Here is a 12,676-nt window from a genome sequence, read left to right as displayed (position 1 = left end):
ATTCGCCTTTCCATCTGTTCCGCGCGCTTTTGCCGGTCTCTTAATCGAAAAATCCTGAGAATGAATGTTGACTGCCAAAACCAACCCTGCTTAACTGACCGGATAGATTTTCACATTGACCAGGCTTTTCACCTCATTACGCCAGACGGTCGCGACACCGTATTTGTTGATTTTCAAAATCACATAAGCAATCCGCGACAAACCAACGGCGGGTGTGGATTCTACGCCCATATACCAAAGGTGTTTGTCATTTAAATACTCTTTAGGAATTGGCGGATAGACCGATTGTTTGCGCGCGCTATTGACTGCTTCAGTAATCATAATATGCCCGACGCCGCCATTAGGGGCATACTGGTCAATGACCGTTCCGCTGCCGTCAACCAGCCCTAAAACGTACATGCGAGGGGTGAGCATATCATCGACATTGGTTACCGGTCTTGTGCCAAAAGATTCGACGATGGTTCTTATTCCGGTTTCACTCAGATTTCTTTTGGGACCTTCTATACTCCATTTGACCGTGTCGTTTCGATAAGTGAGGTAATTGCCCACAAAACCATTGCAATCCAAACCGAGCCTTGCATATTGGTCAACCGTTTCATCGCAATAGCGTTGCAATCCATTATTGGCGAGTCCACAGCGCGCCACCAGTTGTAAAGTGAGTTGCACATCTTCGGGCGAACCTTTGCCGGAAAATGCCTGCACTGCCCGCACCTGAATTTTTTTTCTGAATGTATCCATAGTCGAGACGATGATTTCGTTTTTACCGCCCCAGATATTTTTAACCACCAATCTGACGGGTTTCTCTTTTGAGATTAAGCGATAGGCATAAGCGGTTGTTGCCTGTAAAAACTCCGCGTGTCCCGGAGGCGCGATATTATCCTTCCACCCCTGGTGGAGCCGGTATTTTTTAAAGTTAATTTTTTCAATTTTAGTAATCTCATTATCGTCGTTAATCATCGGCACTTCCATATTCCAATATTTCGATGCATATTCACGTGGTCCTATACTAGCCATAATCAAATCGCTCCTTCCTTCAACTATTTATTATTTTCAGCTCAATAAAAAATTCTGAAAGCCGATGGACAAATGGCGTTGCTCTCTCAAACCACGAAAGGGTTTCCAGCAAACGCCATTTGCCTATGGTTCTATTGACGCGGCGACTGCGCGGCTGCCTCGCGGCGCTTTTTGGCTTCAAGCAGACGCTCAGGATAGCGCACCATCATCACGCTCTTCTCTTCAGGTTGAGTGAACACTTCCGGGTGCAGATAAAGCCCGCGTTCGTTGTCGGATTTCATTTCTTCAACCGGAATGCGGTGGGAATTTGCCCAGTTGTCGTGACGAATGCCCGTGACCTGCCAACTGACTTCAATGTTCGGCGCATTGGTTTGAATAACGAAGTGATTACCTTTGACTTTTTCGGCGACGATGGCTTGCGCGAATTGCCCGACAACCGTGAGTTGATAGCGAAAATCCTTATTCAACGCCTCGAACCATTCCGGCAGTTCAACCACCGCCCGACCATTCACATCGGTGGTGATGTTGCCGTTATAAATGTTCATCATGTCGGGCGATTCGACGAAGGAATGTGACAGGTACTTGTTTTCGGGGTCTAAGGGATGGTCAATCTTGAACGAACCGCCGCCCTTTGAGAGAGTGCCGGTGATATGAACATTACCGATGACCTGAACATTGCCGAGGAAATTTCCCGCCAATCCATCGGCTCCGCCATTGACGCCGAACCCTTTGACTACTTCAAGCCCGGTGCCGCCGCGTGTGCCAGCGCCACCGCTGGAACCGCCCAGCGCGCGGAGACCTTTGCCGCCGTTGCCGTTGATGCCGCGAGCGCCTTGCCCGGACACGCCCGTGCCGCCATCACCGCCGGTACTTTCACCGCCATCGCCAATCAGTCCAGCGCCACCTTGCCCGTTTTCGGCATGACCACCAACGCCAGCCACACCTGTGCCGCCAGGGGTAAAGCCGCCAGTCGTTGCCCCACCCTGACCAACCACGCCGGGTCCACCTAAAAAGTCGTCATTGCCGCCTTGACCGCGCACCCCTGCGCCGCCTGCCCCGCCGCTGGCTGTAACACCGGTGCTGACTTCGTGGGTGTTGGAAACCACTAGCACGCTGCCAAAGGTGACGTCACCCGTCAGATTGAGCGGAACCGCCACACCTGATGGCGATGCCTGTGTGCCGTTGCCTTTAAGTGTATTGTCGCGAAAAACCGATGCTAATCCTGCGGTGGTCTGCATCGTGCCATCGGGGAATTTGTAACCGCCAAGAGTGGTTTCAATCATGCCCTGCACGGTCAATGGTGAGGTTGGCGTTGCTGTGCCGATGCCAATTTTGCCATCGCTTTCGGTGATGTTGGAATCACCGACATTTTTGTTGTCCGTAAACTTGGCAATTCGACCCGGGGTATTGCCGCTTTTTTCCATAGCGCCTGATTGAGCTTTAGCTACGGGGGCATTCTGTCGACTTTGCGCCAGAGTTGAGGTCACCAGCATTGCTAATATCAAAATTAATGAACTGCTCTTAAACATTCGTTTCATATGTTGCTCTCCTAAATCATCGATTGTCTGATTCAAGTTTGGGGTTTCGCTCTTGGTGAAAAGTAAGTTGCGAAAATCTTCAACCTGCCAGACCTTGGCTTGAGTGAATAATTTTGAAAATTCAAGGTGGGCGGCAATGAATCGTTTGCCGCCCTTCAGGTTTAACAAAAGATTGGCGCGACCACTGACGTACCGGTTAAGCGCGCCTGGCAACGACTTCGAGATATTCGGCAACGATGCGGGTTGTGCCATCCGTCGCGCGGTTATGCTCTGTCCAAAGCGTCACGAGGTCGCGGCGCAATGCCGACTGCCCGGCTTCGCTCAAGGCTGCGAAGGCGCGAAGCGTAGGTCCGTACCAGGTGCGGAAAAACTCGACGGCTTCGGCTGGCGTCATGGAAAAATCCATGATGAGTTCGCGCCGGTTAAGTTGCAGGTCGGTAAAGCCTGTGCGCAAACGTTCCTGCACTCTCTCTTCATCGCCCCACAACAAAGGTGAAGGCATCGGCGGCGGTGGAACGTGTTGGCTGGTGATTTTAAATAGTTGACCGATAAAGCCAGCGGGCGTCCAGTTCGCCATTGCCAATCGTCCGCCCAAACGGCAGACGCGCGTCAGTTCCCAGGCGACGACCTGCGGTTGCGGGGCGAACATTGCGCCGAACATGGTCACGACTTCATCAAACCTACCATTGGCATAAGGCAGGGCTTCGGCATCGCCTTCATCAAATTGGATTTTGATTTCTTCGGCTTGCGCGCGCGCCCGCGCGGTGGTCAACAGATTCGGCGCAATATCCACGCCGGTCACGATGGCACCGGCGCGCGCCGCCGGAAGCGACAGATTGCCGGTGCCACAAGCGACATCTAACACCTGGGTTCCGGGCTTTATTTGCAAGCGGGCAATAAATTCTTCGCCGCCCGCTTCAATGATTTGAGCAATCTTATCGAAATCGCCCGACATCCAGGTGGTTTTCAATTTGGACTTCAAACTTTCCAACTCCGAAACGGAAGCAGTTATGCTATTCATGATTTCACTCCTTTGAAATTAATTATGGGAAATAAACGTTGAACCGGTGACAGACGGGCGAGCAGCGGCGACTCTCCGATTTAGTGATGCCATCGCGACTACTCACCGGTCTGCCTGGCGTGAATGAATTAATCTTCACCGCGGTAGAAGTAATACTCCGCCGTGTAGGGCACTTTCCTTTCTTCGCCAATGCTTGAACCCTGCGTGGCAGGCGCTAACCCACCGGTGGTGTTCACCCGTTGTATGAAGGTCACTTTGCTGAAAATGCCCGCGCCATCAGTCGATACCGCTTGCAACAGTAACCAGGGGATAGCCGTCGAATCCGGTGTGCAACCTGCAAGACGTCTGGCGACGACATTGCCGCCGCTGTTGCTCTCCCAGGTGGGTCCTGCGTAATGAATGCCGACCTTTCCGCGATAGTTTGAGTCGGCATATAAAGTCGCTGCCGGTGCGACAAAATCCCAACCGATGCCGTTCCATCTGTAGATTTGCACGCCAAGCGCATAGGCACGAAAGACCAGATTTTGACCCTCCGGGACTTCCAAACTGTCACAGACACCGGGAGGTAATTTCAGCAAATGGTGATTGTCGTCTGCTCTCGTAACCGGAATGGCGAGCACGACTCCGACAAAAAGAATGAACAAACCGATAAGATGTTTGATTTTTCTGTTGTACATTAATGTTCTCCTAAAATTGGTAGTTTTCAGTTTTTATACAAATGAGATAAACCGCAGACCGTAAGAGCGATGGCTCTCCTGATTTCCTCAGCATTTCTATCAACCAATCTGATAATCAAGTGAGCAAGCAATTAAATTTTCAGCGGTTGCATTCGCGTGGTTGCATAGAATTCTTAAAAATATAGTTGGCAACATTGCGCTCGATAGATTGACCGGCGAGGTTGTCAAAATTGAAATAGATGCTGCCCTGCGCGCCGCTTCGGCAGTCAGGACCGCAAAGCTTGAGGTATGTTGAAGACGAATATCATCGCATCTGAAAAGTTGCGCGAGAATGGTCGCTTGCGCAGTCGAAAGCGCCATCATATTTTCCGTCTGAATCGGATATGGCGGCGTAGGAATCCGCGATGACCGGCTGGCATCGGATGTGATGTCCGGATTGCCAGATTGATCAGCACGACGAATCGCCGTAACCGGTTGCCACTTGCCAGATTCCGATTTGCCGGCAACCGACGTTTGTAACGCAGTGTACATTTGAGCAATCAGGACAAGCGTCAATATTAAAAGTCCGTTGAGCAGTTGTTTGTGGTTCATTTCCTTCTGTTCCTTTCTTTTTTTTTGCAGCCTGTTGAAAGCAGCGAGTTAATGATTTTCGCGCTCTGTTGAAGAACAAGGTTCTTGAAGCGGTCGAGTCGGGGTATCGCGTTCTTCGATTTCAATGCCCGATTCGCCTGGCGAGGATTGATAGCTGAGAAGCGATTCGAGACAAACCAGAAGCAATCCTTCAGCAGTCTCGGTGAAGTGAACGCCGCCGACTTCGACGCGATGGTAGACCTCGCGTGAAGTGAGTCCGCTGATGAGCGCCGCCTGTCCCGGTGTGAACATCTGCACCTCTTTGCCGCACGGTTCACAAAAAGTCGTGAGTGACCGGCTTGATTTAATCGAAATGGTGCGCTCGGTCTTTAATTTGATTTCTACGTGTCGCTCTTTCTTCACATTGCCTCCGACTACTGATTTCCATTACAATGAGCGCGGCTTTAACTTTCCCGCAGGGTGTCAATCCACTGCTTCATCGCGTCAGAGAACTTAGTTCATCAAAGGCAAGGAAATACTTAGGAAACCGATAAATTCTTCTCAAAAATCTTCTCAAGGGGTTTCTCAAGAAATTTCTCAAGACAGTTATGTATCAGCAAAAAAAGAACTTTTATGAATTTGGCGAGTTTCGCATGGATGTTGGCAAGCGCAGGCTACTACGCAGCGGCGAGATTGTGCCGCTCGCCCCAAAGGTGTTTGATTTATTGCTGGCGCTCACCGAACGCAGCGGCAAGACGATTGAAAAAGATGAGTTGATGCAGAAGATTTGGCCTGATACGGCGGTTGAAGAAAACAACCTGACACAAAATATCTATACCTTGAGAAAAATTTTCGGTGAGAGTCGCAATGACAATCGCTTCATCGCTACGGTTCCGGGTCTCGGCTATCGTTTCGTAGCCCAGGTCAAGCAGGTGCCCTTCACTGACGAAGAGGTAACGATTATCGAAAACCGGGAAGCGCACGTCACTATTGCCGAAACCTTTGAAGCGGATGAAGCGGAAGTTGCGAACCACCTGCCACCCACATCAACGATAACCACCGGCAGCTTCCCCAAGGTCAAGGAGCCATATCGAATTTATAAAAGAAGAATGGTTGCGCTTTTGACGGTATCACTGATCCTGCTTTCGGCGATCACCTATGCGTTCATACGCTATTGGCGGGCGACTCATTCAACGCCTTTTCAAGAATTGACGGTCAATCAACTGACGCTCACCGGCACGACCCCGCGCGCCACCATTTCGCCCGATGGCAGGCATGTGGTTTATTCAGTCAAGCAGGGCAACCGCGATAGTTTATGGTTGCGTCAACTGGCGACCGGCAGCGCCCAGCAGATTGTGCCGCCGGAAGCTGCGACCTACAACAGCCTGACCTTTTCGCACGATGGCAATTACCTCTATCTGGTGAAGCGGAAAGTGGGCGACCACGAGAATGTGCTTTATAAAATGCCCGCGCTTGGCGGCATATCGACTAAACTCGCTGAGGGAATCGAAGCGGTTATTGCGCTTTCGCCCGATGACCGGCAGATGGTGTTTATACGCAATTCGGAAAGCGAAAGCGCGCTGATGATTGCCAATGCCGATGGCAGCGAAGAACGCCAGCTTGCCACTCGCCCGATTACCGATTATTTCAAAGTTCCGGCGTGGTCGCCTGATGGCAAAATGATTGCCTGTACGATTGGCTGCGGCGAAACCTTTAACCTGCAAAACGGTTTGATTGGTATCAGTCTCGCAGATGGCAAGCAAATCCCGCTCACCAACAAAAAATGGTTTTGGACACGCTGGGTGGAATGGCTCGCCGATGGCAGCGGATTGTTGATAACCGCTAAAGAGATTGATTCACAACCCGGACAGGTCTGGTATGTCTCTTACCCGAAAGGTGAAGTCCATCGGGTTACCAACGACTCAAAAGAATATTTCAGCCTGAATTCGGCAGCCGATTCCAGAAAAATTGCCGCGATTCAAACTCAACTGCTTTCGGAACTCTGGGTAGCGCCGCTGAACGAGAATAGCCCGGCGAAAAAACTCACCTTCGGAACCGGCTATTATTCCGATGTGTGCTTTGCTGCTGATGGGCGAATCGTTTATTCATCACTCGAAAATGGTAATTGGGACATCTGGCGCATGAATGCCGATGGCACAGGAAGTCAGCGACTGACTTCCGAAAGCAGCGTTGATACACACCAAACGGCTTCGCGCGATGGGCGCTATATCGTCTTTGCGTCCAATCGCGCTGATGCCTTCAATATCTGGCGAATGGAAAGCGATGGCAGCAATCCCATACCCTTGACTTCAGGCGGTGGAGAAAAATTTCCTCAATGTTCGCCCGACAGCAAGTGGGTGATGTATTACTCTGTGGCTCCGGGCGATAAAGCCTACTCGTTGTGGAAAGTTCCGATAGATGGCGGGCAGCCGGTTTTTCTCGCCAGGCAAGCCAACCGTGCATCAATTTCGCCTGATGGCAAACACGTCGCCTTTTTTGCCCGCGACCCGAAAACGACCCATCGCCATAAAATTCTCGTCATCTCATTTGACAACGGACAACTCGAAAAAAGCTTTGACTTGTCGCCGGATATTCCTTTGGTGCCTGAGACTCGTTGGACAGCCGATGGGCGGGCGCTGTTGTATGCAGTTGACCAGGAGGGCTTTTCAAACATCTGGATGCAGCCGCTCGACGGCAGCCCTGCCAAACGCATTACCGATTTGAAGCTTGAGGGACGGTTGATATTTGACCTGTCGGCGGATGGCAAAAATCTGGTCATCACCAGGCGACTGTGGACGTTTGATCTTTTGTTGCTTTCTAATTTTCAATAGGCAGGCATTAAGAATAACGCGGCTTGCTACTGAGGTTGAGCAAACGGTCTTTGACCGCGTCTGAAAAACCTCAAGTAAAATCAATTGCCAGCGGCTCCGTTTAGCGAAGTATGCCTATCGCCAGGCGACACGCGGTCGAATTATTTGTCGCGGACTTCGACCTTTTCTTTCGCGGTTGCCATCAACTGTCCGCCGGGTTGTTCGATGTAATAAACCCAACCACGGCTTGGATGTCTGCCTTCGCTGCGAATGATGCCGAGGTAATCGCCCGTGCCTTTGGCATAAGCGAACCTGCCGGCATCGGGACTGGTTTTATCTTCCGATTTTTTTTCAAAAAAACGGTCGAACATGGTGCCGCCGTATTGAAAGTAGGTGAAAGTGTTGACGATGACCAGTCCTAAAACGACAGCCAGCAGCGAACCGATAATAATCGTCTTTATGCGTTGCCGGAATAGAGATTTTTCAACCTCTTGTTCGCTTTCAGATGAATTGAACATTGCTATTTGCCCAGATATTTGATTGATAAACTGGCAATACCAAGATAGCCGAATAACGCCAACACGTCGGTAAGCGTCACCACAAACACCGAAGACGCCAGCGCCGGGTCGAAGTGAAAGCGTTTAAGCACCACGGGAATCAATGTACCGATGAGTCCCGCAAGTAAAATACTCGGAATCATGGTCACCCCGATGATTGCCCCAAGTTGCAAATCAAACCACAACCAAATGACCCCAAAAACCAACAGCGCAATTGCCACGCCGGTCACAAAACCAACCAGTAATTCTTTAGCCATTACGCGCCAACTGTTCTCCCAATCGATTTCGCCAAGTTGCAACCCGCGAACGACTACCGTCATGGTTTGCGTTGCAGCATAACTTCCCATCGTCACGACTACCGGAATCAACGCCGCAAGCCAGGTATTCGTTTGAATCGTCCCGATAAAAAATTGCACCACTGCTACACCTAAAAGCGCCGTACCGAGCGTCAATGCCAGCCACGGTAGTCGCAATTTCATTGAGGTCATCCAATCACCAAAGGCGCGTTCATCAGCATTCACACCCGCCAGCGCATAAATATCTTCGGTGGCTTCTTCGCGAATAACGTCAATGATGTCGTCAACCGTGATAATGCCGACGAGCTTATTTTCGCTGTCAACCACGGGAATCGCCAGCAGGTTATAGGTCGCAACGACGCGCGCGACCTCTTCCTGATCGGTGTCGGTTGTCACTTTAATCACGTCGCCCATCATGATTTTTTTGAGCGGCGTGGATGGCGGATTGAGTAACAACTGCCGGAGACTGACGACGCCCAGCAAATGATTGCGCGAATCGATGACATATAAATAAAATGCCATCTCGAAATCTTCCGAACGGCGCTGCAAAGCGGTGATGGCTTCGGAAATGGTTAAATCTTCATCCAGCGCAAAAAAATCGGGCGTCATGATGCGACCGGCGGTTTCATCGGCAAAGCCGAGCAACTCCTGCACATCGGTCGAGAGTTCCAATTTCATGGCTTCAAGCAACTCTTCGCGCGATTCTTCGGGCATTTCGGCAACCAGCACCGCCGCGTCGTCCGATGGCAATTCCTGCAATAAACGGGTCGCGTCTTCGCGGTTGAGTCCAGCCAATAATTCAACGGCGTCTTCGGTCTCAATTTCCGAAAGGGCTTCGGCGGCTTTGGTTAAATCGTTATCGAGGAAACTTTTGAAAAGAATTTCGCGGTCGTGAGTTTGCAGTTGCCCGAGGATTTGGGCGATGTCAACCGGGCGGAGTTTAGTGAGCAGGTTTACGGCATTCGACATAGCGCCACGGCGCGCAAGTCGAACGATTGAATCGAGCATCAGTTTGAGGCGGTCGTCTCGCATCAGCTACTTTCCTTAAATTGTTACTATCTGTATCCATACAAATGCACCAAGATTTTAACGGCTGATTTGAAAATTGCAAATTTTATCTTAGGTTTTATGACGAAATCAGGCTTTTTAATTGGCAGGGCTAAATAAAAAAGTGGGGTGCATAAAACTACCCGCACCCCGAAGGAGAACCCGAGATGTTTACCCAATTAAGCAGACCCTTGAGCAAACAAAAAAATACCTCTTGTGAAAATTTTTTTTGAGAATGTGAACTGACTGGCAATCAGGCAAGGGGGAGAATACGGAACAAACAGAAATAACGGAATAAACGGAAACCAGAAATTAATTCAATGATTGGTCGCTCTTTGCGGACTCATCAAGGCAAACGACAGGCGGAAAAGGCTGGCGATTATTTCAGAATCAATATCGTTTCCGTTTGTTCCGTTATTTCCGTTTGTTCCGTTCTCTGTTGGTTTTTAATCACTGAAGTCAAGGTTTCTGATTATCCGGTTTATTCGGCGGCTTCTCTTCCGCTTTAGGTTTGCGTTCTTCGCGCCCATCCTTTGCCGCTTCCTTCATAATTTTTTTCATTTTATCTATCGGGTCAGCGGGTTCTTCGGGTTGAGGTTCGGTTTCGGGTTTGAGCGGCGCGTCGCCTTCCTGCGCGGGTTTTGAACTACAGGTCATCTGCGGTTCGGTGCCGCCGACAAAATACTCTGTGCGATGGTTGGGACAGGTATCATCGGATAAAAGCCCGGTTGCCGGGTCAATCTCTGCGCTGGTAAGCGTATCGGGCTTGGTAAATTCATTGCCGCCGAGGTCAGGTCTTAGAGCCAGCGCCTGTTTCATAAACGCTGTCCAGATAGGCAGCGCCGATTTCGAGCCTTCGAGTCCGAGTTCGGAATTGTCATCAAAGCCGACCCACACAACACAAACCAGATTGGGCGTGTATCCGGCAAACCAACCATCACGCGAGGTGCCGGTCTTGCCTGCGGCTGTCGCCGTAAAGCCCATCTGTCGGGCGCGCGCCGCTGTGCCACGCGCCAACACGTCTTGCATGATTGATGTCATCAACCAGGAAATTTCCGGGCGCAAGACCTGTTGCTTTTGATTCTTGGCTTCGATGATTGAGCCGCCATCGGAATTGGTGATCTGTTTAATCACCTGGGCTTCGGAGAGTTTGCCGCCATTGGCGAATGCCGTGTACGCCGAGGCGACTTGCAAAGGTGTGGCTTCGGCTGCGCCGAGCGCCGTCGAAGGTAAATTTTGCGGGCGCGGCAATCCCAGTTTTTCCGCCATCCGTGAGACCCGATTGTAACCGACACGCTCGGCAATGCGCACCGTGACGACATTCAATGAATGCACCAAGGCATCGCGCACCGTCACATCTTTATTGGAATAGACATCGCCGAAATTTCCCGGCTGATAAGTTTTGCCGCCGCCATAAAGAAAAGTTTCCGGCGCATCAAGAAAAACCGTTGCCGGAGTGATGACATTTTCCTGTGCGTCTTCAAAAGCGGTGTTGAGCGCCGCGGCATAGACGATGGGCTTGAAGACCGAACCCGGTTGGCGATTGGCTTCAACGGCGCGATTGAGTTGCGAGGCGCTGTAATCGCGTCCGCCGCTCATGGCGACAATTTCGCCGGTCTTGGCATTCATCGCGACGAGCGCCGCTTGCAGAGTTCCCGGCGGCACCGGATTTTTTTTGCGTTTGGAAAATATCGGGTCGAGCGCCGCCAGTCCATCGCTTACTGCCTTATCGGCGGCGCGTTGCAAATCCATATCAATGGTTGTAAAGACGCGATAAGAATCGTGATTGAAATCGCGACTGGCGAATTCTTCGTTCAATTGTTTCTGTAAATAATCAACAAAAAACGGCGCGTCGGAATTTAAAACTTTGCGCTTGGGTTCGATTTTGAGTTCCGTAGCTTTGGCTTTGTCGGCTTGTTCGCGGGTAATGAAATTAGCTTCGACCATCGAATCGAGAACCTGATTGCGACGGGCTTTGGCTTTCTCAGGATTGCTGTATGGGGAATAGAGACTTGGTCCGCGAATGATGCCCGCTAAAAAGGCGCACTCCTGCAAATTCAAATTCAACACATCTTTATTGAAATAGACTTCGGCGGCTTCGCCTACGCCGTTAATCGAATAACTGCCGTTTTGCCCCATGAAAATTTCATTGGCATAGAGTTGAAATATCTCTTCTTTCGACAGTTTGGTTTCAAGGGTGATGGCAATCATCATCTCTTGCAGTTTGCGTTTGACGGTGCGCTCTGATGACAGAAAAAAGTTTTTCACCAGTTGTTGAGTAATCGAAGAGCCGCCTTGCTGCACCTGCCCTTCGTCAACGTTGCGCCACAAGGCGCGCGCAATGCCGCGAACATTGATGCCGCTGTGCTCGAAAAACTGGCGGTCTTCAATGGCAACCACCGCGTTGATGTAATCTTTTGGCAGGTCTTTGTAAGAGACAATTTTTTGTCGTTGATTCTGTTTATCGTTGGATATGGCGGTTAAGAGTTCGGGTTCAAGCAGTGTCGAATCGAGATTTTTTTTGTTATCGAGACCGGTAATTTTCGCGACCCCTTTGCCGCTACTAGCGAAGGTCACGGCAATGTTGGGAAACTGGCGCACGCTATTGATAATTGCCGAGTTGCTGGTTTGAATCTCGATGGTGTTGCCTTTGATTTCATAGCGCCCGCGTTTGACATCAGCCTGTTTGCCGTTTTCGACATAGCCGATGCTGTCGAGATAGGTTTTAAGCGACGTGAGTGACCAGCTTTGTTGCCCTGTGCGAATGGTACGCGGCGCGGCATAAAGACCCGTCGTGCGAATGGTGATGTCGCCGCGCAGTCGCGCATCAATCATCTGCGAATAGGTGTGATAAAAATAAGCGAAAATGCCGAGACCGATGGCAATCAAGACACCGAGAATGGAAAGCGTGACGGGCGAAAAGATGCGTCGCCAGAGGCTTTTTTTTGCGGGCGCTTTTTTAATCACTTTAGGATTTGCTCTTCGGGTTACTGTTGCCAATTTGTTCAACCTTTTTGGAAACTGATTTCGGGGCTGTTTGATTCCGACTCTTTAAAATAGGTTTGTTCACTTGTCGCAGTTATATTCATTGAGAGCAAATTAACTCTACCATCGGCGCGTTAAGGAAAACAAGAAAGTAAGCCGCC

10 protein-coding genes are annotated in these 12,676 nt (G+C 50.4%); 1 reads left to right on the top strand and 9 read right to left on the bottom strand.

Going from position 1 to position 12,676, the window contains the following annotated elements; genetic code table 11:
* Positions 1 to 90: 90 nt before the first annotated feature.
* The 6 genes from AB1757_06490 to AB1757_06465 all read right to left on the bottom strand — a co-directional run bounded on the left by AB1757_06490 (position 91) and on the right by AB1757_06465 (position 5,243).
* On the bottom strand, positions 91 to 1,014 hold the full coding sequence (locus AB1757_06490) for a hypothetical protein (protein ID MEW6126670.1): 924 nt from the start codon (positions 1,012 to 1,014) through the stop codon (positions 91 to 93).
* A 131-nt stretch (positions 1,015 to 1,145) separates the two neighbouring features.
* Complete coding sequence (locus AB1757_06485) at positions 1,146 to 2,804, bottom strand: hypothetical protein (protein ID MEW6126669.1); 1,659 nt, start codon at positions 2,802 to 2,804, stop codon at positions 1,146 to 1,148.
* Positions 2,749 to 3,573, bottom strand: coding sequence for a class I SAM-dependent methyltransferase (locus AB1757_06480; GenBank protein MEW6126668.1), 825 nt, complete (start codon positions 3,571 to 3,573; stop codon positions 2,749 to 2,751). The genes AB1757_06485 and AB1757_06480 overlap by 56 nt, the downstream gene beginning before the upstream one ends.
* Positions 3,574 to 3,701: 128 nt before the next feature.
* A complete protein-coding gene (locus tag AB1757_06475; GenBank protein ID MEW6126667.1) occupies positions 3,702 to 4,250 on the bottom strand; it encodes a DUF3455 domain-containing protein in 549 nt (182 codons plus the stop codon).
* 99 nt (positions 4,251 to 4,349) lie between these two features.
* The gene (locus AB1757_06470; protein ID MEW6126666.1) at positions 4,350 to 4,841 is read right to left on the bottom strand and encodes a hypothetical protein; all 492 of its coding nucleotides are present in this window, start codon (positions 4,839 to 4,841) and stop codon (positions 4,350 to 4,352) included.
* 48 nt (positions 4,842 to 4,889) lie between these two features.
* Entirely contained in the window at positions 4,890 to 5,243 is a 354-nt protein-coding gene (locus AB1757_06465; GenBank protein ID MEW6126665.1) for a hypothetical protein, read from the bottom strand.
* Between the two features lie 185 nt (positions 5,244 to 5,428).
* Between AB1757_06465 and AB1757_06460 the strand changes: the two genes are divergently transcribed.
* A complete protein-coding gene (locus AB1757_06460) occupies positions 5,429 to 7,651 on the top strand; it encodes a winged helix-turn-helix domain-containing protein (GenBank protein MEW6126664.1) in 2,223 nt (740 codons plus the stop codon).
* Between the two features lie 140 nt (positions 7,652 to 7,791).
* Here the strand turns inward: AB1757_06460 and AB1757_06455 are convergent, their stop codons facing one another.
* From AB1757_06455 to AB1757_06445, 3 genes are all read right to left on the bottom strand, one after another.
* Positions 7,792 to 8,148, bottom strand: a complete 357-nt coding sequence (locus AB1757_06455) for a hypothetical protein (protein ID MEW6126663.1) — start codon at positions 8,146 to 8,148, stop codon at positions 7,792 to 7,794.
* A gap of 2 nt (positions 8,149 to 8,150) precedes the next feature.
* Positions 8,151 to 9,515 (bottom strand): magnesium transporter, encoded by a 1,365-nt coding sequence (gene mgtE / locus AB1757_06450; protein MEW6126662.1) that lies wholly within the window; start codon positions 9,513 to 9,515, stop codon positions 8,151 to 8,153.
* A 474-nt stretch (positions 9,516 to 9,989) separates the two neighbouring features.
* Positions 9,990 to 12,497, bottom strand: a complete 2,508-nt coding sequence (locus tag AB1757_06445; GenBank protein MEW6126661.1) for a PBP1A family penicillin-binding protein — start codon at positions 12,495 to 12,497, stop codon at positions 9,990 to 9,992.
* Between the last annotated feature and the right edge of the window lie 179 nt (positions 12,498 to 12,676).

It is taken from the genome of Acidobacteriota bacterium (genome assembly GCA_040754075.1).
In the GTDB taxonomy this organism is placed as follows: Bacteria; Acidobacteriota; Blastocatellia; order UBA7656; family UBA7656; genus JBFMDH01.
Note: the sequence above shows the minus strand (reverse complement) of the source record. Positions and strands in the feature narration are given on the sequence as shown.